Below are 26964 nucleotides of genomic sequence, written 5' to 3'. Positions count from 1 at the left end.
CCAGCCCTGTGAAGTGGCAATGATCAAGGCATCACATGATATAAATCAGTTTTTTGTAGGAGATGAGAGTTTACTTTTGAAGCAGAAAGGATCGTGATCGATGATAGATAAACATACCAATACTTTTAGAAACATATTTTATTCCTGTGTGGAAGGCATTTTACTTGTGAATAAGGGTAAAATAACCCTAGCCAATCCGCAAAGTCATGAATTGTTCGGATATGCCAACAATGAACTAATTGGTATGACTATTGAAGAATTAATGCCCAAAGAAATTCGTAAAGGCCACAAAGAACATCGTACCAAGTATGCGGAAAATCCAGAACCCAGACAGATGGGAACAGGGAGGGATTTGGTTGCTTTAAAAAAGGATGGTAGCACCTTTCCTGTAGAAATCAGTCTGAATGTGGCTAAAGTGGACAATGAAGAGGTGACTATTGCTCACATTATTGATATCACGAAAAGAAGAGAAGCTGAGATAGAGCTGAAACGAAGTGAAGAACAGTTATTGATTTATGCTGCCGAGCTCGAACAGCGTGTTCAGGACAGAACCAAAAAACTAAATGAAGCAATAGAAGAATTGCAAAAGTCCAATACAGACTTGGAAATGCAAATCAAGGAAAGAGTAAAGGCTGAAAATGAAGCTCGTATAGCACTTGAAAAAGAGAAGGAACTCAACGAACTCAAGACTCGCTTTGTATCAATGGCTTCACATGAATTTCGAACACCACTTAGTGCTATTCTTTCTTCTGTTTCTCTGATTGGGAAGTATATCACTGATGAGAACAGAGATAAAAAACTCAAGCACATCAACCGTGTGAAATCTAGTGTAGGCGAGCTTACCGGAATTTTGAATGACTTTCTGTCTATGGATAGATTGGATGCGGGGAAATTGACTGTATCCGCAAGGGAGCTCCATATTTGTGATTTTCTTCACGAGATAGCCGATGAAATGCGGGAGTTAATGAAAAAAGATCAGGTACTTGACCTGAAGTGCAATTCTCCTGAAGGGGTGTTTTGTACAGATTCACAAATTCTAAAACAGGTACTGGTCAATTTACTGTCTAATGCAATCAAGTATTCACCGGAAGGAGAGAAAGTGATACTCGATGTTATACTAGAAATGGAAGAGCTCACAGTTAAGGTGATTGATCACGGAATAGGAATCCCAAAAACAGATCAGAAGCACCTTTTTGATAAGTTCTTCAGAGCGAACAATGCTTCTCATATTCAAGGCACGGGATTAGGATTGAATATTGTAAAAAAATACCTTGAACTTATTCAGGGTATCATAAACTTTGAAAGTACGGAAGGACAGGGGTCCACATTTGTATTAAAAATTAATGCTATAAGAGATGAATAAAATATTGCTGATTGAAGACAATGTGGAGGTAAGAGAAAATACCGCTGAAATCTTGGAACTTTCTGGTTATGAGGTTACCACTGCCTGCGATGGTAAGGATGGATTAGAAAAACTGAAGAACTTTAAACCAGAGTTAATTATTTGCGACATTATGATGCCTGTGTTGGATGGTTATGGAGTGCTCCATATCATTTCAAAAAACCCATCTACAGCTCATATACCATTTATTTTTCTTACTGCAAAGGTGGAGAAGTCAGATATTAGAAAGGGCATGAACCTGGGAGCCGACGATTATCTCACGAAACCTTTTGACGATATTGAATTGTTGGGAGCTGTTGAAGCTAGATTAAAAAGGAGTAAGCAGATTCAAAATGAATATGACGCTAATATATCTGGACTTGATAGTTTTTTCAACGATGCCAAAGAAATAGAAAGTTTGAAGCAGCTATCTAAGGAAAAGCGGATCAGACACCACAAGAAAAAGACAAATCTATATTACGAAGGAGATTACCCTAACTATCTGATATTTATTAACAAAGGGAAAATTAAAACTTATAAAACCAATAAGGATGGAAAAGAGCTGATCACAGGTCTATATGGTGCTGGAGATTTTATTGGATTTAATGACCTCATTACTCAATCGGATCATAGCGATTCAGCCATGGCAATGGAGGATAGTGAGTCTTATTATATTCCGAAGGATGACTTTTTGCAACTTATATATAAAGATAGATCTGTAGCTTCTAGATTTATAAAAATCCTTTCTGGAAACCTCAAAGACCAAGAGGAGAAGATGCTGCATATCGCGTATAATTCTGTCCGGCAACGCGTGGCTGAGGCGTTATTAACTGTTCAGAAAAATTATGGTTCAGAGAATAAGAAATTTCAATTTTCAAGAGAGGATCTTTCTAACATTGTAGGTACCTCACCAGAATCAGTTATACGTACCCTGTCTGACTTTAAGAAAGAAGGGTTAATTGAGATTAAATCTAATCAAATTACGCTGGTCGATTTAGATGAATTAAGTACTATTATATCAAGAGGATATTGATAAAAGCCCGAAATGGATTTAGATAGAAAAGAAGTTGAAAAGTTAATCATCACTGAAATCAAGAAAGTTGAAGATAACATTTCAGAGCTTAAAGAGTTGACTAAACCCATTTCTCCAGAAAACGCCATTGGCCGTGTGAGCAGAATGGATGCTATTAATAATAAGAGTATCAATGAAGCTTCATTGCGTAAGGCCGAAGAAAAACTAAGCAAGTTGAAGGTGGCACGCTCTAAAATATATGATAACGATTTTGGAATTTGTGTGCGTTGTAAGAATCCCATTCCTGTAGGTAGAATAATGTTGATGCCTCAATCAAATAAGTGTGTAAATTGCGCCTGATTTTTACACGTCAAAAAAATAATAATGAGTTTACAAGTAGGAGACAAGGCACCTGAGTTTGAAGCGAAAATTCAAGATGGTTCAAGGATAAAATTATCAGATTATTTAGGGAAGAAGGTGGTGTTATATTTCTATCCTAAAGATAATACACCTGGTTGCACTGCTCAATCGTGCGACTTGAGGGATAACCATGAATTGCTAAAGAAACAAGGTTATATAGTTCTCGGAGTAAGTACGGATACTGAAAAATCTCATGTAAAATTTATTAACAAATTCGATTTGCCTTTTAATCTTATATCAGACCCCGAAAAAGAAGTGCACAATCTTTATGGAACTTGGGCTTTGAAGAAGCTCTACGGAAGAGAATACATGGGGACCGTTCGGACTACATTCATAATTAATGAAGACGGCTTGATCGAAGAAGTTATTGGTAAAGTAAAAACTAAGACGCATACCGAGCAAATTATCAAATAGAGTCGAATTTCGATTTTTGTAAAATCTGACTCTTCTAGGTGAAAATACTTAGCTTTTTTGCTTATTATTGTAATATTTCATGGAAAATGATTTCAAAATTTTCCTTTTTCATCCAGCGCTTTTAATGTATTTTATTGGTTTTTGGGGTTTGGTATGCCTTTTTAGCTTATTCGTACTAAACCTAAACGCTAATTGGCTATTTAACTTAGCATAATGAGAAAAGTAATTGTTGCTCTATTTCTGGCCGTTTGGTCATTGGATACTTACGCAGAAGGTTCTAAGAATCTCACACCTTCTAATACTGGTACTGGAGCAGGTACCAATACCTTCGTAGGATATTTAGTTCATAGTTCTGGTTTAGTGGGAGACTTCCTTCAGGCTGATGCACCCGCTGCCGAAAGAACGTACATCCGAATCAATAATGGAGAGACATTATACTGGGGACTTCGAAGAATCTCAAGTTTTGGAACAAATCAAGAGGACCTTACCGTAGTACTCTATGAAAATGATGGAACTATTGCGGGATCTTGGACATTGACTAATGATGATGGGAGTACTAATAGAGCCACATTCAATACACCACAAACTGGGGTAATAGAAAGCTATGCAGAAGCAACAGCAGGTCCAGAGGCCGTAGTAGGAGCTTCAGGGTATGATGCTCAGAGTTATACGAATAATACAGGTTCCGATCAGGATTTTTATATTGGTTTCATTCAAGATGACGGAGGCAGTACTAACCCTGCCACAGATATTGGCCAAGAAAGTTGGTATGATTTATGGGATTTTTCCGTTTATGATGGTACAGAAGAAAAGCCTGGTAGAATGTTTTGTCAAAAATGGGGATTTACCAGTGCCGCTGGAGCCAATTTGCTGTCTACAGATTTTCAAATGTATGCAAGAGTTCCATCGACAGTAGGCGGAGCAAGTGCAGGTAATTATATCAAGGAAATCGATCTTAGTGGTTTACAGCCATTCACTTTTGCTCTATATGCAAATTCTGTAGGTTCTGATCCAGCGGTTTTGGGTACTACTAATTTTACTGAACTAAGACAATCACAGACTACGGAAACTGCTCTCTTAGAGTACGATATTTTCCTAAACAATCCTGATCTAGACTTGTATCCTACCAGTACACTACCAACAGTAGTAATTGCAGACGCATTTTTTAGTTGTAGCGATACAGGTGGGGGGCAAGCTACTATTTATTTTGAGACGAATCAGGTCGGCCAGGTAGCTATTCTAATTGATATGAATGGAGAGACGGGTTATCAGGATGGTACTACTGATGTAATAGTAGAACAGGAAATAACAACTGAAGGGTCATATTCAGTACTTTGGGATGGTTTAGATGGTACCGGAGAGGTTGTGGCTTCGGGTACCCAAATTACTATCTCAGGCAGATTTACCTCTGGCCCTTTACACGTGCCCATGTGGGATGTGGAAGACAGCCCCACGGGAATAGGCATGAGCGATGTGCGCCCTGCTACAAGTTTTGATTTGATCTACTGGGATGATTCACAGGTTGTTACCGGGGCTGATCCAGAGGTGCAATTGAGCGGAACCAATGTAAATACGCATACTTGGAATAGCGGAAACAATGATTTATTGAATACTTGGTCATTCGGATATTATCAGATCAATACTCAAATTTTGGATTTTGAGTATAACTGTGATGCTGATGGAGATGGGGTTGCTAATCATGTGGATGACGACGGAGATAATGATGGTATTCCAGACTCCACAGAGGGAGATGTGAAGGCAGATACCGATGCAGATGGAATTCCAGATTATTTAGATACTGACTTTGCTGGATTTGTAGATGCCAATGGTGATGGTGTAAATGATAACTTTGATTTTGACCAGGATGGTATTCCAAATGCACTGGATCTGGATAGTGATAATGACGGAATTCCGGATATTATTGAAGCGGGTCTTGCCGATGCCGACAATGATGGTTTTGTGGATGGTTTTGTGGATGTGTCAGGAGGAGCCTTTCGCTATGAACAAAGTTCAGATTGTTCTACAACTTTTGAAGCCACAGGAGGACATACTACCGGGCCGACTGCGGATGATACAGAAATTACCACAACTCTACCCTTTGATTTTGATTTTTACGAAACTACTTATAACACGGGCTCTACCATCACACTTGCACCAAACGGGTGGTTTGCCTTTGGGAATTTGAATCCTGCAGGAGGCGGTAATGATGCACCTGCAATTCCAGATGGAACTTACTTGAATACGGTATTACTGAATATACAAGATTGGGATCCTAGTTCGGGTGGCACGGTTACTTATGGTGTTAATGGCTCTGGTGCCAATGAAATTTTCGTTTACACGTTTAACAGTGTTCCGTTTTGGAATACTACGGGCACAGCGACTGTGCAAATGCAATTGCATGAAACAACTAATGAAATTAGAATATTAACTACAAATTTTAATCCAGGTAACGGTAACGATCAGACCCAGGGCTTGAATGAAGATGGCACAAGAGGTGATGCCGTCTCAGGTAGAAATCAGGCTCCTTATACCATATCGACTGCTGAATGTAGATCTTTCATACCAACCTATGCAAATGGTATAGATGATGTTTTAGATGGAGCGCCGATTACGGCACCCGATACCGACGGGGATGGGGTTGACAATTATGCCGATATAGATAGTGACAATGATGGTATCGTTGATGTAATAGAAGCGGGTGGGGTAGCCGGTTCTGACGGACGTATTTCTGGTTTTACAGATACCGATGGTAATGGACGCAATGATAGTCAGGATGTGGGGGTCTTGAGTTTACCCGACTCTGATGGTGATGGTACTTTAGCTGACTACCTAGATATTGATAGTGACAATGATGGTATACAGGATAATATTGAAGGGCAAGCAAGCAATGCCTTTATTACTTCAGTGGCAGCTGATACAAATGGTAATGGGCTTTATGATGTATATGACCCAGATAACGGAGGAACGTTAATTGTACCGGTTGATACCGATGGCAATGGCTCTGAAGATTACATTGATACAGATGCTGACGGAGATGGTATTATTGATATGATAGAAGGCCATGACGCCAACTTTAATGGTTTTGGAGATTGGGATGGAGATAATAATAATGTCTTAGACGCCAGTGATCCATTTGGGGCTACATTCAACAGTGATACGGATAACGATGGTCTGTGGGATGTTTTCGATACCGATAATGGGGGGACGGCCGCAGCCGTGCAGAATACTGATGGTGCTGACTTTGGTGATTTTCAAGATACTGATGATGACAATGATGGCAGCCTAACTTCAGGTGAGGATGAAAATAGTAATGGAGACTGGACAGATGACTTTACTCAAGGTCAAGGAACTGCCGTAGTGGGCACAACGGTTCCCGATTATTTGTTTAGAGGAGATTATGATGGAGATGGTTTAGCAGATGCAAGCGATGCAGACTCGGATAATGATGGATTATTAGATACAGATGAAGACGGAGGGGAAGCGATTGATCCAAGTCAGGATGCTGACAACGACGGTGTGCCGAACTACAGAGATCCCGATATATCTGGTTCTTTAGCGGATGCAACAGATTCTAATACCGATGGTGTTTATGATACTTACGATGCTGACCTCGATGGAATTCCTGATTTCCTTGATGGAGATTCAGATCAAGATGGTATTTTGGATGCGATAGAAGCGAACAATGGAGCTGTTCCCAATGGTTTTAATACTTCCACTGGTAGGTTTAATCTGAACGATCCAGATAATGACGGGCTCATGAACTATGTAGACAACAGTCCTGCCGCAGTGGGAGGTAGTTCTACGCTTGCCAATGCGGATTCAGACCTTGATGGGATTGTGGATGCACTTGATATTGATAGTGATGCGGACGGAATAACAGATTTTTATGAGAGTATTGCCGGGAGCTCATCCGTTACTTATGCCAATGCGGATGCAGATGGCAATGGAATTGACGATGGATTTGATCCAAATGCAGGAGGTACTTTGGTAATTCCTGTTAATACGGATGTTCAGGATAACCCTGATTATTTAGATGATGACTCTGATCAGGATGGTGTACTGGATATTGTTGAGGGTGACGATTTGGATAATGACGGATTTGGAGAATGGGATACCAATACAAATAACCTAACGGATGATGCTGGATTTGGAGCCGATACAGATGGAGATGGATTGGTGGATGCTTTTGACATCGTGGTTCTTGGTGGAGGTATAAACGGTACTGGTTCCAATGCTGACAGACAAAACACGGATGGTATAGATAACCTAGATTATAGGGATACTGATGATGACAATGATGGGGATCTTACCGAAGACGAAGATATTAATGGAAATGGTGATTTTAGTGATGACCGTACCGATGGTCAAGGAGGTGCTAATATTCCGGATTACTTATTTTATGGTGATTTTGATGGTGATGGGGTTCCGGATAGTTTGGACGGAGATTCTGACAATGACGGAATAGCTGATGTAGACGAAGATAATGGAGAAGCTATAGATCCAAGTGGAGATGAAGATGGGGATGGTATACCTAATTTTAGAGATGCGGACGATGTCGCTGTAACCGGTGGATTGAGCGACACGGTAGATGCCAACGGAGATGGTGTGTATGATGTTTTTGATACAGATGGTGATGGCATACCTGATTTCAGAGATTTGGATTCTGACAATGATGGATTCCCTGACTTGTTTGAAGTAGGGGGCACCGACACAAATAACGATGGATTACTCGATGATACTACAGATACAGATGGTGATGGAGTAGCTGATGTTATAGATCCAGATGATGGAGGAACACCATTAGTCGTTGTAGATACAGATGGCGATGGTTTTAGAGACGCAGCAGATTTAGATTCTGATGGAGATGGTATTACTAACTTGTTGGAAGCCGGAGGTACAGATGCCGACGGCGATGGGAAAATTGACAATTTTGTAGATACGGATGGCGACGGCCTTGCCGATATTATTGACCCTGACAATGGTGGTAGTGCCTTAGTTATTCCAGATACCGATGGTGATGGAATAGATGATTATCTGGATGTTGATTCAGATAATGATGGTATTACAGATGCTGTAGAAAATGGAGGAGCTGATACGGATGGAAATGGTAAAGTTGACGGATTTGAAATAGATACTGACGGTGATGGATTACCTGATTCCGTAGATCCAGATAATGGAGGTACGCCAATCAGCGATACTGATACTGACGGTGATGGTATTCCCAACAACAAAGACTTGGATAGTGACAACGACGGTTATCCTGATATTCTTGAAGGTGGGGGTGTAGATGTTGATTTTGATGGCCGTATTGATTCTATGGTTGATGCGGATGGTGATGGTCTTAATGATGCAACTGAAAGTAACCCATATGCTATCCAGGATCATGACGGAGATGGTCAACGAAATTTTGCAGATATGGACTCCGATAATGATGGTTTATTGGATGTTATTGAAAATGGACTTACTGCTGATGCAGGTACAGGTCAGATCAACGGTTTTACCGATGCCAATTCTAATGGGTGGAATGATACTCAAGAAGGGATGGCCTTTACTATTATAGACACAGACGGAGGCTTATATCCTGATGCTATACCCGACTTTTTGGACTTAGATGCTGACGATGATGGTATTGTAGACAATATCGAAGGTCAAACCAAAGCCACTTATGTTCCACCTTCAGGTAACGACACTGATAATGATGGCTTGGATGATGCCTATGATCCCAATAATGGAGGAACATTGCTAACTCCACCAAACACAGATGGTACAGGAGTAGCTGATTATTTAGACGACGACTCAGATGATGACACTGTGAGCGATAGAGTAGAAGGCAATAACTCCGGTCGAGGACAGTACGCTGACTGGGATGCTAATAGCAATGCTACATTTGATGATTCAGGATTTAATTCTGATATAGACGAAGATGGTATCCTTGATATTTTTGATAATTATGTTGGAACTGGACTTACTCAAATTACTGGTTCTAGTGCAGCAGTTACAGATATTGATCTAGATGATGTATGGGATTTTCAAGATACTGATGATGACAATGATGGAACCTTGACCAGCGCAGAAGATACAGACGTGGTGGATGGGGATCCTACTAATGATTTTGCTCAAGGTGGCTTTAATATTCCAGATTACTTATACAGTAATCCTGACTCTGATGGAGATGGTGTCGCGGATAGTATGGACGATGATATGGATAACGACGGCCTTGCTAATGCTAGTGAAGATGGTGGCACAGGTGTAAACCCAGGTGGAGACAATGACAGCGATGGAATCCTAAACTTTCAGGATTTTGATATGGATGGAGATGGTATAGCCAATGTGAGTGATGCTGATGCTGACGGAGATAATGTTACCGATACTTTTAATCTAACTGACGTGAATTCTGATGGAGTCATTGATGAATTTGATTACGATCTGGATGGAATTCCTGATATGATGGATAGAGATAGTGACAACGATGGTATTGCGGATGTTGTTGAATTTGGATTAGCAGATACTGATGAAGATGGAGCGTTAGATGGTACACTGACAACCGATGATAATAACAATGGAATGGAAGATTCTGTTGATGAATTGTGTGATGGCAATCCAATTGTTACTTCTTATTATGCCGTTACTCTCTTTGAGAATAATGGCATGGATGATACAGACAATGCCCTTGGAGAGCCAGATGGAACTTATGCATTTACTAATGCCAATGGTGAATATATGACTGTTCAATTCGGTCGAACAATTCCAAATGGTACCGATGTGCTTTTTAACCTAGCTATAAATGGTAATTTTAATTTTACTACTTCTCAATCTACAGATGGAACGGTTTTTACTAACGCGGTGCAGCAGTCAGCCACGGGATTAACCACCCCAACGGATTACACTTATACGCTCAATGCAGACGCAGATTATATTAGATTTCAGGCTGACGGAGGAACAGAAAGACAATTGTATCATATCTATTACAATGTAACTTCGGGCCCGTGTTTTGGGGGTACTGCAATTACTCTTCCTGATTCTGATTCGGATGGTATTGCCAATCATTTGGATTTAGATTCAGATAATGATGGTATTACAGACAATAGGGAAGCGCAGGCAAGTGGGACTTATGTGGCACCGGTGGCAGGCGATGCAGATGGTGATGGTATATTAGATGTATATGATGAGGATATTTCTGTCGGCAATGCTATAGCGCCTGTAAATTCTGATGGTGCCGATGTGGCAGACTACTTGGATGATGATACGGACAATGATGGAATTGTTGATTTAATTGAAGGATTCGATGCAGATTCTGACGGATTTGCTGATTGGGATACGGATGGAGACAATGATATCACCGATGAGTTTGGATATAATGTAGATTCAGATAGTGATGGAATTTGGGATGTGTTTGATACAGACAACACAGGATTTGTAACCTTCTCTAATATTGATGCATCTAATCAGGCGCTTCAAAATTCGGATGGTGCCGACGAAGCCGATCATAGAGACACCGATGACGACAATGATGGAACACTTACGAGTGCAGAAGATACTGGCGACGGAATGGGTGGTGGTGCCGATGGTGATTGGACGAATGATTTTGTTCAAAACGGAAATCCAATACCAGATTACTTGTTCGCAGCTGATAATGATGGAGATGGTGTATTAGATACTGTGGATGGTGATGCAGATAATGATGGTGTAGCCTCGATTGACGAATATCCGTTTGGTGTTATTCCTTTACCTGCTGGAGGACCAGATGACGGAAGTATATTTGACGGTGACCTTGATAATGACGGTATCTATAACTATCTGGATGATGATATGGATGGAGATGGTCAAGTGAATAGCGTTGACGCTGATGATGACGGTTTTGGAAACAATTTTACAGACGCCAATGGTGATGGAGTTTTAGATGAATACGATCAGGATCAAGATGGTATTATTAATCCATTTGATGTAGATAGTGATAATGATGGTATTTATGACGGTATAGAGGCGAACAATGGTACAGCTGCTGCTGGTTTTGATTCTAATACAGGAAGGTTTACCGGAGTCGATGCGGATGGAGATGGAGTCTCAAGTGATGTTGATCAAAATGATGGTGTTAGTAATAATGCACAAAGCACCACTTTGGCTAATGAAGATTTTGATGCTGATGGTTTAGAAGATTTTCTTGACTTGGATACTGATAACGATGGTGTAACAGATCACTATGAAAGTCAGGCCACCTTTGTTGCACTTAGTGGGAATGATACCGATGGTGATGGTTTGGATGATGCTTACGACAATGATGATGGGGGAACTGCAATTACCCCTACCAACACCGATGCAGGAGGAGAAGCTGATTACCGTGATGACGATAGTGATGATGATGGTGTTGACGATATGATTGAAGCCTTTGATGCAAACGCTAATGGGTTCGGTGATTGGGATACTGATAGTGACAATGACATTACGGACGAAACTGGTTACAATGTAGATACCGATGGAGATGGACTTTGGGATATCTATGATATCTATGCCGGAAGAGGAAGTGATAATGTGGTGGGCACGTCGGCTGCACTTCAGGATACAGATACTGATGGAATAGTAGATGTTAGAGACACAGACGACGATGAAGATGGAATTGATACGTCACTAGAAGATGCCAATGGAAATAATGATTGGACCGATGACAAAACACAAGGTGGAGGGGCTATTCCAGATTATCTGTATTTCGCAGATTTCGATGGTGATGGAATAGCAGATCTACAGGATTTTGATAATGACAATGATGGTATACTCAATATCAATGAATATGACGCTTCGTTAGGAGATGCTTTTGCAGATGATGATGGTGATGGATTGTTGAACTACAATGATCCTGTGGTGGATACGAATGCCGATAACATTGATGATCGATATGATTTTGATTTAGACGGAGTTCCAAACTTCTTTGATTTGGATAGTGATAATGATGGAATTCTAGACATGATTGAAGGTGCTGAATTGACAGACGGTAATGATGATGGTACTATTGATGCATTTACCGATGGAGACTCTGATGGTATACATGATGCTATCGGTTATACAGAAGGAACCCAGGATAACAGTGGGGGTGGAGATGGTGTTACCAATCCAACAAATAGCTCTGTAATTGACGGGAATAGTGCTGATTTAGATCAGACAAATGAATTTTTGGTAATTGATCTTGGTGCAAGTTATAGCACTGGAACTGTTGTGGCCATATTTGCTCGGGTAGATGCAGCAGGTGTTGGAAACAACGATTTGGAGATTAGCCAGCATACAGCTAATACTTTTTCAGATGCGGCATATACCAATGATCAGCAATTCTTGGCGATGTCAAATACTTTGTTTCAAAGTTTCACCATTGAGTTGAATGCAACAGCTCGATATATTGGTATCGAGAATATCAACAATACTGCAGGGTCTATTCAAATTGATGGAGTATACTTTAATTCTAGTACACAACCAGACTTTGATTCCGATGGAAATGATGACTTCTTAGATTTGGATGCCGATAACGACGGTATCCAAGGACTGATCGAGGTTGGAGGAAATGATTCTGATGGTAACGGGACCATAGATACATTTGGTGATACAGACGGTGACGGTTGGGCTAACATTTTGGATCCTGATAATGGTGGCATAGCCTTAACTATCCCAGATACAGACGGAGATAGTTATTTCGACTATGAGGATAGAGACGCTGACAATGACGGTATATCTGATTTGACAGAAGGTGGCGGAACAGATACTACTAATGATGGGGTGGCAGACGACGAAACCGATACTGACAGTGATGGCTGGCCAGATACCTTTGATAGTACCAATGGTGGTACGGCATTGACGATTGCTGATACTGATGATGATGATATCGTCAACTTCCAAGATTTGGATTCGGATGGAGATGGAATACCTGACGCTGCTGAGGCGAATGGAGGTTTTTTCCCAGCCGGAACTGATGATCACGGTAGATTTACCGTTGGCGGCAATGATGCTGATAATGATGGGCTAGCCGATAATACAGATGGTACACCTTTAGCCATGACAAGTACAGATGTAGATGGTATTCTAGATTATTTGGATAGCGACTCAGATAATGATGGATCTCCTGATTTATATGAAGGGTTTGATGATGATGAAGACATTTTAGAAGGATACGGTGTGGATGACGTATTAGCCGATTTTCTCGCGAGAGCTGCAGCTTATGAAACTGCAAATGGAGATCCGGGTCATTATGACAATTCAGCCAACGCCAATGGTGATAATATTCCTGATTGGCTCGAAGATGATGATACCGACGGTATTCTCAATTTTGCCGATACCGATCATGCCTTTTACAGAGATTTGGATAGCGACGGAATCATTGATTTATTTGATAGTGATCAAAATGGTGTGGAATATGGAGGTGTATCTGGTGTTCCGGATAACGATGGCGATGTTTTGCCTAACCAATTAGATACTGACAACACGATTTCATTACCGTTGGATTTCTTGACATTTGAGGGAGAACTTGTGGATGGTGAAATATCTCTGTCCTGGACTACAACTAATGAAATCAATGTGAGCCACTTCGAAGTCGAAAGAAGCTCAGACGGAGAGACCTTTAGTGTCATTGGGACTGTGAGTGCTGTGAATATTGAATCGACTGTTAATCGGTATTCATTGAATGACAAATCTCCGTTGAAGGGAGTTAATTATTACAGAATTAGGGAGGTTGATTTTGATGGTCAGTTTGAGCACTCTGAAACTATTAGGATTGAAGCTGCACTTTATGAATTCTCTATATTGTACTATCCGAACCCTGTGGATGATGTTCTAACTTTGGAATCTAATGAGGCTATACAAGACGCTAAGATTCAAATAGTTTCTGTGACAGGAGAAGTTGCGTATCAGAATATTTTTTCTAAAGTTAGTAACTCAAGGATCAAGCTTGACCTGGGTAACCTGTCAACAGGAGTTTATCAAGTGTTAGTAGAAACAACTTTTGGTACGAAGAAATTTAGGATCATTAAAAAATAAAAGCCTTTCAAAGGAATAAGTGAATCACGTTCTATATGTTTAGAACGTGATTTTTTTATGGAGTTATGAAGTCCGAATGGCAACTTGTCAAAATCAGTAAAAATTCGGACGATTGTTTAAGATTAGAGACTTAATATTGTGTTTTTTTAGATGTTTGAATTAATTAGAATGAAAAAAATAATACTCGCTATCCTATTACTATCAGGCCTGTCAACAGCTAATGGACAAGAGGTGGAAGGAGATTTGAATGTTTGGTTCTTTATGCTCAATCATTATTCAGTCAACGAGAAATGGCGAGTAGGTAACGAAATTCATGTAAGAAGGTATGATGGAGTGAAGGATCAGGAGCAATTTTTGATCAGACCATTTGTTGATTATGTTTTGAATAAAGATGTCACTTTCACCGCAGGGTATACCTATATTAAAACTTCTTCATTTGGTCCGTTGCCGTCTGGTATTACCGTACCTGAAAATAACATCTGGGAACAGGTGACCTTAAATCATATGGTAGGAAAACTTTTGATTTCACATCGCCTGAGACAAGAACATAGATGGATTGGTGCTATAGCAGGTGATGAAACTGCAGGTTATGAGATCGATGGAACTAATTTCGCCAATCGATTCAGATATCGCTTGACTTTACGTCATGATCTCGGCGAAAAGTGGTTTGCTCATGTTTTCGATGAATTTTGGTTTCATCAGGATGGGTTAAAGCCGGAGCAATTTGATCGAAACTGGTTTTATGCAGGCCTTGGATATCGAGTGGCAGAGTCAGGTAACGTACAACTAGGATATATGAGTCAGAGAATTAAAGTAGGGGATAATTTTTTAGAAATGCCTACTATTCAATTGATGTTTCAGTATGATTTTTAGTTCATACTAAAGTGAAACAAAAAAGGGGTTGCGTCAGCACCCCCTTTTTTTGTTTGGATCCTAATCTTAGTGTTGGTGTCCACCTGGCCCATGAACATGGCCATGGTCTAGTTCTTCAGCTGTTGCCTCTCTTATTTCTATTACGACACCCGAGAAGAATAGGTCTTTTCCTGCCATGGGGTGGTTGAAGTCCATTCTTACGTGCTCATCGGTTATTTCTTTTACCAAGCCTTGCAAAGGATTGCCTTCTTGGTCTTTCATTGGTAAGAAATTACCAACCTTAACAATCTCTCCCAATTTGCCATCTGCCTCAAACATATTTCTTGGCAAATTAACTACTGCATTTTCATCTACAGGTCCGTAGGCCTTATCACTTTCAATACCAAATTCGAATGTGTCACCAATAGACTTGTCTTTCAAATTAATTTCAAAATCAGGCAATACCTGCTGAGCGCCAAACAAAAATACAAATGGCTCTTTGCTGTCCACTTCTTGGACTACTTCACCACTCTTATTTCCCTCTTGGAGCTTGTAGGTGATGGATACTACTTTTTCGTTTCCTATATTCATAACGCGAAGTTAGAACTATCATTTGACGAATACCAATTGGGGTTCATCCTATATCTTTACGATTTAAATATTGAAGTATGATTGAGAAAATAATTGCCAAGATAGATGCCGTCAATGCGGAAGATCCAAATGAAGTTTTGTATCAAGGAGAAGACTGTCCAAAGGAATTGGTTTATGGTCAGCGAATGACAGAAATGTTGCATGAGTATGATGCTACACCTTCTATTGCGATGCAGATTGCCGCTCGTGGTCAGCATATACAGCGATGGGCCATCCCCAGATCAGATTACCCAATGGATAGAAAGGGTTATTTGAAGTGGAGAACAGAGTTGAAGCTAATGCATGGAAAAATTCTTTCGGGACTGTTAGGCGAGGAAGGAGTGGATCAATCTACAATTGACAAGGTGAGAGATTTGGTGACCAAAAAAAGACTTAAAACTGATGCGGAGACGCAGCAGTTGGAGGATGTCGTGTGTTTAGTTTTTTTAAAATATTATTTTGAAGAATTTGCGGCAGAGCATGAGGACGAGAAGGTTATTTCTATTGTGCAAAAGACTTGGGGCAAGATGACTGAGAAAGGTCATGAAATGGCATTGAAGCTCGACTACGAAGAGAGTGAGCTAGCCTTAATTCAAAAAGCACTAAAATAATTAGATAAATAAGAGATGGTATTGAATTATTCTAATACATCTCTGTCTGCATCTCTAGGATAATTCCTAGGCTTGGATTAACTTATTCGCTGTAATTGAGTTAAATCTAAACTGAGAAAATATGGTACTACCTTATTACATACAAAACATTATTGACGCTATTAACAATTTCATGCCGGGCGTGTCAGGTCCGGTGGTGGTTTTAGTCCTTGGTTGGCTTTTTGCCGTCGTAGTCAAGAAGTTCATTTATTTTTTAATGAAAAGAACGGATTGGGATGAAAGATTACTAGGAAACACAATCGTAGACACCAACAGGTTTTTAGCCAATCTCGCATATTACATTATCCTGATCATTGTTCTGCTGGCCGTGTTGAACTTGCTAGGTTTTGGTTACGAGTACGATCTGATCAAAAACACGATTTACGAGTTTGTTGGGTTTATACCTAAGATTGTGGCAGCTGGGGCATTGATCTTTGTTGGTTACATTCTGGCCAAAATTGTATCCAACCTGGTGAAGATGGCAGGTAGCTTTCTAGATCGCGTATCGGATCAGGTAGGCTTTAAAGAAACTGACAAATTCATTCATTTTGTTCAGCAAATTGTCTTCATCGTTATTTTTGTACCGATGTTCATTCAAGGGCTGAATGCACTGGAACTGGAAGCCATTACCACGCCAGCGAATAACATTCTACATACCCTGATGGACGCTGTACCTAATATCATTGGAGCAGGTTTGATCATCACTATATTTTTCATCGGTGGTAGATTTGTTACTTCATTTCTAAATGACCTTTTGGTCAATATCGGAACGGACAAGTTGACCAAACAACTGCATTTATTCATTATCCACGAAGATCAGTCGCTGTCGAAAGTAATATCTAATATCCTTCTTTTCTTCATAGTATTCTTTGGAATTATATCGGGAATAGAACTGTTAGGCTTGGATCGATTGACTGAAGTGTTGCATAGCATTTTAAACCTTTCGGGAAATATCCTTTTTGGATTGGTAGTGATGGTGCTTGGGAATTTTGTGGCCACGATGGTATATGGTTCGTTGGCGAAGGCAAAGGAAAATGAATTTGCCGCAGGTATTGCCAGAATGGCGATTATTGGCTTGTTTCTGGCCATTGCATTACGTACGATGGGCATTGCAAATAGCATAATCGACCTTGCTTTTGGCCTAACTTTAGGCTCATTAGCGGTAACTGTGGCTTTGGCTTATGGTCTGGGAGGCAGAGAGGCTGCTGGCAAGCACATGGAGCAGATCCTTAAGAAATTTAGAAAAGAGTAATCGAAAGAATACTCTTTTAAGAACCTCAGCTCTAATCGGGCTGAGGTTTTTTATATCAGCCAAGGAATGAGTGCCTTTCTTTTAGAGGGATATTCGGGAAACTTTTCTGTGTACCATCTGTGATGCTTTAAAGCTCTAGGTATCAAATTGGCCAACGTCCAAACCAAGAAGGACAAGGCAGCATAATTATAGGCCATGATTGCGAACCCAGTCCATTGAATAATTTCTCCAAAGTGATTAGGACATGAGATGTATTCAAATAGCCATCCCCTTGGAATTTTGTAACCGTATTCACCCGGTTTTCTCAATCCTATTAGGTAGTTGTCGCTTTTTTGATTGATGAAAAATCCAATTGAGAATAGTACAATCCCAACCACGAAATAGATAGTTTCAAAACTTGAAGAATCAAAACTGGAAAAATAGGAAAGATAATAGCCGTTTAAACTTGCATTGATAGCATTGAAAAATATCGCCGAACCAGTTATTGCTATGGGCATTTTTTTCCCATTCGTTCTTATCCGTAAAGGGAAAATGAAGGTTCGATTAAAATAGTGGATCAACCATAATCCCATTAGTAAAAAGCTGTACTTGTTGGGTTCGGAATTAATACAGAAATAAATCATGATCAAAAAGGAGGGGAGTTCCATAATCACCCAACCCCACTGGTTGCTTATTTCAATTCCCCAGCCTTTTTTAGTATGCCTACCATAGGGTGCCGTCACAAACTGGAGTAGAACATATGCAGCTATGGCCACAAATATCCAAATGCCACAAAGAGTGTTAAATTTATTTATCGTCATCGCCCGAGCTGTTTTTGTTGAACCAATCGACTAGGTCAGAAATGGTTGTCTCTATACTTCGGAAACTATGATTTAGTTCTTTCTTTGCTTTCGTGTCGCACATGTTCTTAGGTGATTGTTGCAGTGTTAGCAAGCTTTTTCTTGTTACAGGAAGTTCGAATTTTATGGCCTTTAGATACCAATCGACAACAGGGAATGTCGCCAATAAAAGTTGTGTCGGAATCGCTATGAAACTCTTATACGGGTTAGCCAGTTTGGCGAGCTTTTTTATTGAGCAAAATGATCCACTAAGTAGGTAGATTTCGCCCTTTCGTGCTTTCTCAAAACTATTGATAATTGTTTTGCAGAGGTCCCTTACGTCTATCATGTTGTAGCCGCCAGTAGTGATCGTTGGTACATGACCTTTGGCTAAATTATGTATCATGTTTCCTAATAGAGAGGGCCGATAATCTGGAGGGCCGACAACTGCTGTAGGTCTTAATATGACTGCATCCAAATCATGTTTGTTAACTGCCTCTATTATTGCCTTTTCTGCCTTAATTTTACTTGAATCATAACTTTTTCCATCATCTGTTCTATAAGGAAGAGATTCATCAAAAGATGAATGGTTTGACCTTGTTTTCGAAACTATAGAAGAGCTAATATGGATGAGTCTGACTTCTGAGGTACGTAGACAAGTGTTGATGACTGATTTTGTTCCATTGACATTGACTTCGAATAATTTCTTATTAGCTGCGTCATTTATAGACACGATAGCCGCACAGTGCACAACAATATTTGTACCTGAGATTAAGCCGGCCAGGACGCTGGGGTCGTTGATGTCCCCTTGAAACCATGTAAGGTTATTGTGTTCTATCTTTGGCCTTGATTGATGATGCAGTGCTCGGACTATGTAATCTTCTTTTAGTAGCAATTCTATCAAAGCTGTTCCAATATGGCCAGTCCCTCCAGTAATTGCAATTGTTTTGTTCACCAATTAATAATTAGAAATTGAACCTGTGTCAAGTGCTTTTTTTCCGTTCATAGCACAAGCATTTACCACACCAATCAGACCTGCAAATCTAGGATCCTTTGTTAGCCCTTTTTTGTACCTGGCATAGATTTGCTGACAGATTACACCTAGTTTAAAACATGCAAAAACATAATAGAAATGAATATTCGAAGTATCAATGCCTGTCTTTTCGGTGTACCTGTCAAGGACCTGCTGTCTGTTTAGGTTGCCTGGCATCCAAGTGAGGTTAAAGGCTTTAAGTGCAGGAGGGTCAATGAGTTCTACCCAATAGGCTAAGGCCGTTCCTAAATCCATGAGAGGGTCTCCGATAGTCGCCATTTCCCAGTCCAGCACTGCCAAGACATCCGAGTAATTGTCTAACGAAAGAACGAGGTTGTCATACTTGTAATCATTGTGCAAGAGAGTCACTGTTTCACTTTCTGTAATGTTCTGAGTAAGCCATTCACCCAGAGCCTCCATTCCGGGAAGTTGGTCAGTTTTGGATTGGTTATATCGTTCTACCCATCCTTCCACTTGTCTTTTTACATAGCCTTCTGGTTTACCCAGTTCCCATAGGTTGTTTTTGTCAAGATCCAATTGATGTAGGTCGCAAAGTATATCCACTGAATTGGTACTTATGGTTTGCATGAGCTCTGCCGTCATGGGCATGTTTTTAGGTGGGGCATTTCTCAGTATAATGCCTCTCACGCGTTCCATAATGAAAAACTCGTCACCAATAATTTCTTTATCCTCGCAGTGTAGGATAGGCCGGGGAGAATAGGGACAAACAGGATTGATTTTAGTTAATAAATCATATTCCCGCTTCATATCATGTCCACCTTTTACATCTGCACCTATGGGTGGCCGGCGCAATACAAACTCTTGATCATTACATTTTAGCAAATAGGTAAGGTTAGAAAACCCACTCGGAAACTGCTCCACATTGATGTGGCCTTCTTCAAAGTCGGGTGAGGTTTTTAGAAACTCACTAAGCTTGCTAAGGTCAATGTTTTCGCCTTGACGGATCATACCAGATCGGTCCATCAACATATTTTTATCTCTGAGACTCATCAGTATACAGTTATTTGGTTTGGTAATCTTTCAAAATAGCTCTAGCAATAACGGATTTGTGAACTTCATCAGGGCCATCGTAAATTCTTGCCCCTCGTTCATGTCTATACCACCAAGACAAGATTAAGTCATCAGTAATACCCAATGCCCCATGTACTTGGATAGCTCTATCCAATACTTGTTGGAGTACATTGGCTACATAGAATTTGATAGAGGATATTTCAACCCGAGCGGCTTTGTTTCCTTGCTTTTCAATCTTAGCCGCAGCATGTAAAACCATTAATCTGGCTGCGTCTATTTCTGTTCTGGATTCAGCTATCCAGTTCTGAATCGTTTGCTTGTCACTCAAGACTTCCTGGCTGGATATTTTGCGAGAGACTGCTCTTTTGCACATCATATCAAAGGCTCTCTCGGCAATACCAATCCAGCGCATACAATGATGAATTCTGCCTGGGCCAAGACGTTGCTGAGCGAGCATAAAACCCTGGCCTTCTTTATGAATAAGGTTGGATATAGGAACTTTGCAATTGGTATACTTGATTTCAGCGTGGCTTACATATCCTGCTCCTTCTTCGCCCATGATGGGTATGTTCCTAATCAGTTCGAAGCCAGGATTGTCGGTAGGTACCACGATCATGCTTGCTCTCTCGTAGGGGCTCTCGGCTTTAGGGTTTGTTACTGCCATAACAATGGCAAATGAAGCCCCGTCTGCAGAGGATGTAAACCACTTGTGTCCATTGATAACATAATGACCGTCTTGCTTGATAGCTGTTGTGCTAAGATACTTTGGATTAGATCCGGCATGTTCCGGTTCAGTCATAGAAAAACAACTTCTTATCTTTCCTTCTTGCAATGGCTTCAAGAAATTAGATTTAATCTCTGTTGAAGCATAGCTCTCAAGCAATTCCATATTGCCAATATCTGGTGCTTGGCAATTGAAAATATAGTGACCAAATGGGGTAGTTCCCATCACTTCACTGACCTGAGCAAATTCTACTAAATCTAAACCAAGGCCTCCTTCGTCTTGCGGTAGATGAGGAGCCCAAAGTCCTGAATTCTTAGCTTTAACTCTTAGATGTACGAGCAAATTTTCATGTGTGTCTTTATCGGATATGTCCAATAATTTCATCTCGACAGGAAGAATTTCTTCCTCAATAAATCGAGTGTATTTTGGTACTAATTTCTCCACTCTGGGAGTACTAAAAAGATCGGTCATTGAGCACGGTTTATTGATTCATGAAGTTAACGAATTGATTGGATTTATCGATGGGAGGGAGGTATTCTAATTTGAAGTACACGAGGATTTTATTGACTAAAAGATGGGTTGGTATGTTGTGATAAACGATGATTTTCGCTGTTTTGTTAGACCAAATAATATTTGGTACTTGATTATAAATAACTATTAATCAATATAATATGCGAATTGACTTAAAGTAAATTAAGATGCAGTGTGTAGCATGTGTTCAAATGCTTCGATGAATATAGTTCTTTTGCTTGTTGTTAATAAATTAACAAATGATTTTAGGCTTGTGAAAATGAAAGCAAGCTATAAGTTTTTGAAACTTGGAAATGTCACTAGTTTTGTTGCACAAATGATGCCTGTAAAAAAGGCCTAGAAAAATACAATTTGAGAAATGGAAGATATTAAGAAAATCATAGAAGAAACCTGGGAAGATCGTTCAAAGCTTCAAGACGCAGAGGTGGTGAAGACCATAGAATTTGTTTTAGAAGAATTGGACAAAGGAAGGTTGAGGTGTGCCGAACCAACGACTGATGGATGGCAGGTAAACGATTGGGTAAAGAAGGCAGTGATCTTGTATTTTCCAATCAGGAAAATGGAAAAAATTGAGGTGGGCCCATTTGAGTTTCACGACAAGATGGCTCTTAAATCTGACTATGATAAGCTAGGTGTTCGAGTGGTTCCACATGCAGTAGCCAGATATGGGGCCTATATTTCTAGTGGTACAATTCTAATGCCTTCTTATGTGAACATAGGAGCTTATGTAGACGAAGGTACTATGGTAGATACTTGGGCGACAGTGGGTAGCTGTGCTCAGATTGGAAAAGGCGTTCATTTGAGTGGTGGTGTTGGAATCGGAGGTGTGTTGGAGCCTGTTCAAGCCGCTCCTGTCATCGTAGAGGATAATGCATTCATTGGGTCTAGATGTATCATTGTTGAGGGAGTTAGAATTGGTAAGGAAGCAGTATTGGGCGCTAATGTTACTTTGACTGCGAGTTCAAAAATCATTGATGTCACCGGAGATGAACCGGTGGAATACAAAGGTTACGTGCCGGAAAGATCAGTAGTGATTCCTGGGTCGTATGCTAAAAAATTTCCAGCAGGAGAATACAATGTTCCCTGCGCCATCATAATTGGAAGAAGAAAAGAAAGCACAGATAAGAAAACATCTCTAAATGATGCGCTTAGAGAAAACAGTGTGGCGGTATAAAATTCTTTGATTAGATTTAATATGTAATTGAAATCTGATCTTATGAAATTCTATTTCTTGATATTTTCCTTAGCTATTGGGTTTTGCGCAAACGCTGCAGAAACCATAAAAATTAAAGCAGCTGACGGGGTTGAGGTTACTGTGGATTTGCACATAGCACATCCGGATACCGTGCCGTTTATTGTGTTGTTTCATCAAGCTGGCTGGAGCAGGGGAGAATATCTGGAAATAGCACCTATCCTCAATCAATTAGGCTTCAATTGCATGGCTGTTGATCAACGATCCGGAAAGGTTGTTAATAATGTGGAGAATCAGACTTTTGCAAGTGCCCGCCAACTCATGAAGGAAACCAAGTATGTCAATGCTTTACCTGATATGAATGCGGCCATCACTCATGCAAAGACCTATTTAGCCAAAGGAGCCTTGATTATATGGGGTAGTTCATATTCTTCTGCGTTGGTGTTGAAAATAGCAGGCGACCGGTTTGATGAAGTAAATGGAGTTTTGGCGTTTTCACCCGGTGAGTATTTTCAGTCCATGGGAAAACCTAAAGATTATATTACCTCCAGTGCTAAAAATATACAATGCTCATCATTCATTACTTCAGCGAGAAGTGAAAAAAATAGCTGGTGGTCTATTTATGAAGCTATCCCAACAGACACTAAGGTTTACTACCTACCAGAAACATCTGGGAATCATGGTTCACGAGCCTTGTGGAGTAAATTCTCGGACAATAGAGGTTATTGGGACGCTGTGATAGCCTTTCTCAACCAGTATTTATAGCACACTATTTTTTTGTGGAAACTCCAAGTCCCTTCATGACGGGACAAAATTTTGTTATGCCAGTTTTTAGAAACAGCGGAATCAAAATTGCTATTATGATTACTCCATACAAGGGTAAAATGGTTTCTACCGTGTAGTTGTATACAATGGCAGCAATGCAGCAGAGACCCAAAATGATCCTAATTATACTGTCAAATTTTCCAACGTTTTGCATGTCTGAGTTTGTTTGGTTGCTAAAAGATAACCAGAAATACTAAGATTTCCTCGTGATGATACATCCTAGGCTTTTCACCTATTTTATGCATTAGGCAATTCACTATTACATAGCCAGTTTTTGGCTGGCATCTTTGTACCACAGATTTCAAACAGGGTTGAACAACATTAAAAATTAGGTTGGTTTTTGGAAGTAGTCTGGGAGCTAGAGTGATAGGGCTTGTAGGGAAGTAGCTCCTGGATTTCTTAATACTGAGAAAGACTGTAAGCCAGCAGGTTGTTATGAGAAAGTAAGGTTGGTTTTTGGAAGATAACAAGGGCGAAAGTGAAGTTGATATAGCAGGAGAAGCTCTTGTTAATTATTCTCAACAATACACAAGATCAAATCAGCTATGAGATTGGTATTGGGGCACCAAGACAATTTGTCTTTGGTGCTTTTTTGTTTTGAATCCTTAATTTCTTGTTTATAATTATCAGATTTAGAACACATTACATGATATTTGAATATGACCAAATCGTCTGAAGAAATTCTGGAAGGAGTGTTATCAGCAATCAATGAACTGACTGTAAATCAAAATCTAAATCAGGCGCTAGATCATGCCGTTCGCTTAGTAGGACAAACCTTCGATAGTGACTGTTTCTTGTCTAAAATTTCTTTGGAAGATAAAGAATGGATGAGTAACGTGCGTCATTCCTGGATGAGGATACCGGATCAAGATCGAGTAGCAATTAATCAAAATCTAGTAATAAGTTCATTTGGGGATGTCAACAGAAGACTACAGGATGGCGAGATAATTACCCTAAAATACAGCCAAGCTAAGAAAAAGTTAAGAAAACATTTTGATGCAACAGGAGGTAAGTCGGTATTGCTAGTACCTATACTTATTGGTGAAGAATTGTGGGGGATGCTTGCAATGTCTGATATAGAGGACGAAAGAGATTGGCCAAAGGCGGTAAGAGTTACGTTGGATTCTCTAGCTACAGTGATAAGCTCCAAGGTGAGTACGAGTGAGTATAAGAAGGGACTGAAAAATGAAATTGACCGAAGTAAAAAGGCCCTGCTCAATCAAAACGAACGATATCTCTCATTAATTGACAATGTTCCTGGAGTTATATTCAGATGTAAAAATGATGAGAATTGGTCTATGGAGTTTATCAGTTCATATGTAAAATCAATCACCGGATATGAACCCGTGGACTTTCTGGATCATAAGAATGGTATTCACTTTAATGACATCATTCATGAGTCGGATCAACTGATGGCTAAGGAGGACGTTGAAACTCAACTCATCAAGGGTTCACACTACAGAACAACCTATAGAATTTTAACAAAAAGTAAGGAAGTGAAATGGCTTTGGGAACAAGGCGTTCAAATCATAGATAATGGTGAGGAATACCTTGAAGGTTGTATTGTCGATATTTCTGATAGAGTCAGTAGCCACGAACGTGTACTTTCTGCTACACTTGAGGCAGAAGAACGGGAGAGAAGCCGTATATCTAGAAACATACATGACAATCTGCAGCAACTGCTGATTACGGCTCATATGAATCTTACTTTTCTAAAAAAGCGCCAGGCTGATTTTACTGAAAAAGAAATTCGAAAATATGAAATAGCTAATGACTATTTACAAAAGGCAATTGAAGAATCCAGGTCTCTTTCACACAAGTTGATGCCCAAGGCAATTGAGGATTATGGATTTGAAGAGGCAGTAGAAGGTTTGATTGAAAATGTAGATGAGGTGGTTGACACCAAGTTTGAGTTTTACAATAACTTAAGGGGAGAACATCTTTCTTCAAAAATTGAATTGTGTTTATTTAGAATTACCCAGGAAGCGATGAGTAATATTATCAAATTTGCTCAGGCTGAAAAGTGCACGATTCAGTTGATGAAGCATGAGAAAACAGTGATACTTACAATTGAAGATAATGGGATAGGGTTTGACAAGAGTAAAGTGGTAATGAATGCTGAATCGTTTGGTTTGAATAGTATGAAAAACAGAGCTTCTTCAGTGGGCGGACATTTTTTTTTAGACAGTCAAGTTGGAAAGGGCACGCAGTTGACTGTAGAAATACCATATTAAAACGTAGATTTTATGAGTACCAATTTGATCAAAATATTATTGGTGGATGATCACAAGATGATCAGAGAAGGAATTAAATCATTTCTAGAAGAGAGTAATGAATACAATGTAGTACTGGAAGCAGAGAATGGGATAGAGGCTCTGGAAAAATACGACCCATCACAAGTTGATCTAGTGATTACAGATATTCTCATGCCAGAAATGAATGGTATTGAATTCACTGGAGAGTTAGTGAAGAAAAATACAGAAGTCAAGGTTATAGCACTTACCATGCTCAATGAAAACCACCACATTAAGCAGATGCTGAAAGCAGGCGTTTCTGGCTATTTGCTTAAAAATTGTTCTGAAGATGAACTATTCAAATCGATAGAAACTGTGATGTCAGGTAACAAATTCTACTCTGAGGAAGTGACAGATATTATTATGAATGATTTGTCTGGAGATAAGAAACCAAAACAGAGATTATCTTTGGAGATTCCGCTCACTTCTAGGGAATTGGAAGTTCTACATCTGATTTGCAAGGAGTATTCAAACAAGGAAATATCTGATGAACTGTTTATAGGAATGAGAACAGTAGACGCCCATAAACGAAATCTATTGGAGAAAACAGGATGTAAAAATGTAGCTGGTTTAGTAGTATATGCTTTGGAAAGAGACCTGTTTGACGATTTATAAAATTTGTTTTTTATTCATTAAATAAGTTCTCTTCGGAACATGTAATTCATTGAGAACCATTTATTCAAAACAAGTATTCTAAAATTTCGTAATTTTGCTTTAACCAAGCTATTTAATATTATGAAATTTTTTCACAAACTGATCAGCCAAATCAGGAAACGATTCGGCTGGACTGCACCTAAACCCAACCCAGTAGACGTAGAGTATTTCTTATCTCGAAAGAAGCATAACCTTAGTTAGTCAGTTAGTCCAATTAAAGTAATGGATATTGCCAAA

The 26964-nt window shown here is 39.8% G+C and carries 18 protein-coding genes; 12 read left to right on the top strand and 6 right to left on the bottom strand.

Translation table 11 applies throughout. From position 1 onward, the window contains the following. Positions 1-100: 100 nt before the first annotated feature. The 6 genes from ACO6S2_RS13295 to ACO6S2_RS13270 all read left to right on the top strand — a co-directional run bounded on the left by ACO6S2_RS13295 (position 101) and on the right by ACO6S2_RS13270 (position 15113). Entirely contained in the window at positions 101-1363 is a 1263-nt protein-coding gene (locus tag ACO6S2_RS13295) for a PAS domain-containing sensor histidine kinase (RefSeq protein WP_422359047.1), read from the top strand. Next, positions 1356-2414 (top strand): response regulator, encoded by a 1059-nt coding sequence (locus ACO6S2_RS13290; RefSeq protein ID WP_422359046.1) that lies wholly within the window; start codon positions 1356-1358, stop codon positions 2412-2414. The genes ACO6S2_RS13295 and ACO6S2_RS13290 overlap by 8 nt, the downstream gene beginning before the upstream one ends. A gap of 12 nt (positions 2415-2426) precedes the next feature. Continuing rightward, on the top strand, positions 2427-2753 hold the full coding sequence (locus tag ACO6S2_RS13285; RefSeq protein WP_422359045.1) for a TraR/DksA family transcriptional regulator: 327 nt from the start codon (positions 2427-2429) through the stop codon (positions 2751-2753). Positions 2754-2777: 24 nt separating this feature from the next. After that, a complete protein-coding gene (gene bcp, locus ACO6S2_RS13280) occupies positions 2778-3227 on the top strand; it encodes a thioredoxin-dependent thiol peroxidase (protein WP_422359044.1) in 450 nt (149 codons plus the stop codon). 213 nt (positions 3228-3440) lie between these two features. Continuing rightward, the gene (locus ACO6S2_RS13275) at positions 3441-14240 is read left to right on the top strand and encodes a T9SS type A sorting domain-containing protein (RefSeq protein WP_422359043.1); all 10800 of its coding nucleotides are present in this window, start codon (positions 3441-3443) and stop codon (positions 14238-14240) included. 168 nt (positions 14241-14408) lie between these two features. After that, the gene (locus ACO6S2_RS13270; protein ID WP_422359042.1) at positions 14409-15113 is read left to right on the top strand and encodes a DUF2490 domain-containing protein; all 705 of its coding nucleotides are present in this window, start codon (positions 14409-14411) and stop codon (positions 15111-15113) included. Between the two features lie 66 nt (positions 15114-15179). On the opposite strand, the gene ACO6S2_RS13265 is transcribed toward ACO6S2_RS13270, so the two are convergent. Beyond that, positions 15180-15683, bottom strand: coding sequence for an FKBP-type peptidyl-prolyl cis-trans isomerase (locus tag ACO6S2_RS13265; RefSeq protein ID WP_422359041.1), 504 nt, complete (start codon positions 15681-15683; stop codon positions 15180-15182). 77 nt (positions 15684-15760) lie between these two features. Here ACO6S2_RS13265 and ACO6S2_RS13260 point away from each other — a divergent pair, with 77 nt between their 5' ends. Continuing rightward, positions 15761-16333, top strand: coding sequence for a DUF4202 domain-containing protein (locus tag ACO6S2_RS13260; RefSeq protein ID WP_422359040.1), 573 nt, complete (start codon positions 15761-15763; stop codon positions 16331-16333). Between the two features lie 121 nt (positions 16334-16454). Next, entirely contained in the window at positions 16455-17624 is a 1170-nt protein-coding gene (locus ACO6S2_RS13255) for a mechanosensitive ion channel (protein WP_422359039.1), read from the top strand. 50 nt (positions 17625-17674) lie between these two features. Here the strand turns inward: ACO6S2_RS13255 and ACO6S2_RS13250 are convergent, their stop codons facing one another. The 4 genes from ACO6S2_RS13250 to ACO6S2_RS13235 are packed head-to-tail and all read right to left on the bottom strand — an operon-like array spanning position 17675 to position 21702. After that, positions 17675-18424: a DUF1295 domain-containing protein gene (locus ACO6S2_RS13250; RefSeq protein WP_422359038.1), complete on the bottom strand. Its 750-nt coding sequence runs from the start codon at positions 18422-18424 to the stop codon at positions 17675-17677. Further along, the gene (locus tag ACO6S2_RS13245; RefSeq protein ID WP_422359037.1) at positions 18411-19397 is read right to left on the bottom strand and encodes an NAD-dependent epimerase/dehydratase family protein; all 987 of its coding nucleotides are present in this window, start codon (positions 19395-19397) and stop codon (positions 18411-18413) included. The genes ACO6S2_RS13250 and ACO6S2_RS13245 overlap by 14 nt, the downstream gene beginning before the upstream one ends. A 3-nt stretch (positions 19398-19400) precedes the next feature. Then, positions 19401-20486 carry a phosphotransferase family protein gene (locus ACO6S2_RS13240; RefSeq protein WP_422359036.1) on the bottom strand — a complete coding sequence of 362 codons (1086 nt, stop codon included), beginning with the start codon at positions 20484-20486 and terminating at the stop codon, positions 19401-19403. 10 nt (positions 20487-20496) lie between these two features. Continuing rightward, complete coding sequence (locus ACO6S2_RS13235; RefSeq protein ID WP_422359035.1) at positions 20497-21702, bottom strand: acyl-CoA dehydrogenase family protein; 1206 nt, start codon at positions 21700-21702, stop codon at positions 20497-20499. A gap of 418 nt (positions 21703-22120) precedes the next feature. Here ACO6S2_RS13235 and ACO6S2_RS13230 point away from each other — a divergent pair, with 418 nt between their 5' ends. Further along, complete coding sequence (locus ACO6S2_RS13230; protein WP_422359034.1) at positions 22121-22936, top strand: 2,3,4,5-tetrahydropyridine-2,6-dicarboxylate N-succinyltransferase; 816 nt, start codon at positions 22121-22123, stop codon at positions 22934-22936. A gap of 42 nt (positions 22937-22978) precedes the next feature. After that, positions 22979-23719 carry an alpha/beta hydrolase gene (locus tag ACO6S2_RS13225; RefSeq protein WP_422359033.1) on the top strand — a complete coding sequence of 247 codons (741 nt, stop codon included), beginning with the start codon at positions 22979-22981 and terminating at the stop codon, positions 23717-23719. A 4-nt stretch (positions 23720-23723) separates the two neighbouring features. Here ACO6S2_RS13225 and ACO6S2_RS13220 read toward each other — a convergent pair whose 3' ends face one another. Then, a complete protein-coding gene (locus tag ACO6S2_RS13220) occupies positions 23724-23933 on the bottom strand; it encodes a YgaP family membrane protein (RefSeq protein WP_422359032.1) in 210 nt (69 codons plus the stop codon). A 505-nt stretch (positions 23934-24438) separates the two neighbouring features. Here ACO6S2_RS13220 and ACO6S2_RS13215 point away from each other — a divergent pair. Then, positions 24439-26013 carry an ATP-binding protein gene (locus ACO6S2_RS13215; protein WP_422359031.1) on the top strand — a complete coding sequence of 525 codons (1575 nt, stop codon included), beginning with the start codon at positions 24439-24441 and terminating at the stop codon, positions 26011-26013. A 12-nt stretch (positions 26014-26025) separates the two neighbouring features. Continuing rightward, positions 26026-26688, top strand: coding sequence for a response regulator transcription factor (locus tag ACO6S2_RS13210; protein ID WP_422359030.1), 663 nt, complete (start codon positions 26026-26028; stop codon positions 26686-26688). Positions 26689-26964 lie beyond the last annotated feature (276 nt).

Source organism: Reichenbachiella sp. (assembly GCF_965233835.1).
Taxonomy (GTDB): domain Bacteria; phylum Bacteroidota; class Bacteroidia; order Cytophagales; family Cyclobacteriaceae; genus Reichenbachiella.
Note: the sequence above shows the minus strand (reverse complement) of the source record. Positions and strands in the feature narration are given on the sequence as shown.

What these genes read in the sequence shown, in the direction of transcription:
- ACO6S2_RS13295 (WP_422359047.1), top strand. Translation starts at nt 101, where the DNA reads ATGATAGATAAACATACCAATACTTTTAGAAACATATTTTATTCCTGT.
- ACO6S2_RS13290 (WP_422359046.1), top strand. Translation starts at nt 1,356, where the DNA reads ATGAATAAAATATTGCTGATTGAAGACAATGTGGAGGTAAGAGAAAAT.
- ACO6S2_RS13285 (WP_422359045.1), top strand. Translation starts at nt 2,427, where the DNA reads ATGGATTTAGATAGAAAAGAAGTTGAAAAGTTAATCATCACTGAAATC.
- bcp (WP_422359044.1), top strand. Translation starts at nt 2,778, where the DNA reads ATGAGTTTACAAGTAGGAGACAAGGCACCTGAGTTTGAAGCGAAAATT.
- ACO6S2_RS13275 (WP_422359043.1), top strand. Translation starts at nt 3,441, where the DNA reads ATGAGAAAAGTAATTGTTGCTCTATTTCTGGCCGTTTGGTCATTGGAT.
- ACO6S2_RS13270 (WP_422359042.1), top strand. Translation starts at nt 14,409, where the DNA reads ATGAAAAAAATAATACTCGCTATCCTATTACTATCAGGCCTGTCAACA.
- ACO6S2_RS13265 (WP_422359041.1), bottom strand. Translation starts at nt 15,683, where the DNA reads ATGAATATAGGAAACGAAAAAGTAGTATCCATCACCTACAAGCTCCAA.
- ACO6S2_RS13260 (WP_422359040.1), top strand. Translation starts at nt 15,761, where the DNA reads ATGATTGAGAAAATAATTGCCAAGATAGATGCCGTCAATGCGGAAGAT.
- ACO6S2_RS13255 (WP_422359039.1), top strand. Translation starts at nt 16,455, where the DNA reads ATGGTACTACCTTATTACATACAAAACATTATTGACGCTATTAACAAT.
- ACO6S2_RS13250 (WP_422359038.1), bottom strand. Translation starts at nt 18,424, where the DNA reads ATGACGATAAATAAATTTAACACTCTTTGTGGCATTTGGATATTTGTG.
- ACO6S2_RS13240 (WP_422359036.1), bottom strand. Translation starts at nt 20,486, where the DNA reads ATGAGTCTCAGAGATAAAAATATGTTGATGGACCGATCTGGTATGATC.
- ACO6S2_RS13235 (WP_422359035.1), bottom strand. Translation starts at nt 21,702, where the DNA reads ATGACCGATCTTTTTAGTACTCCCAGAGTGGAGAAATTAGTACCAAAA.
- ACO6S2_RS13230 (WP_422359034.1), top strand. Translation starts at nt 22,121, where the DNA reads ATGGAAGATATTAAGAAAATCATAGAAGAAACCTGGGAAGATCGTTCA.
- ACO6S2_RS13225 (WP_422359033.1), top strand. Translation starts at nt 22,979, where the DNA reads ATGAAATTCTATTTCTTGATATTTTCCTTAGCTATTGGGTTTTGCGCA.
- ACO6S2_RS13220 (WP_422359032.1), bottom strand. Translation starts at nt 23,933, where the DNA reads ATGCAAAACGTTGGAAAATTTGACAGTATAATTAGGATCATTTTGGGT.
- ACO6S2_RS13215 (WP_422359031.1), top strand. Translation starts at nt 24,439, where the DNA reads ATGACCAAATCGTCTGAAGAAATTCTGGAAGGAGTGTTATCAGCAATC.
- ACO6S2_RS13210 (WP_422359030.1), top strand. Translation starts at nt 26,026, where the DNA reads ATGAGTACCAATTTGATCAAAATATTATTGGTGGATGATCACAAGATG.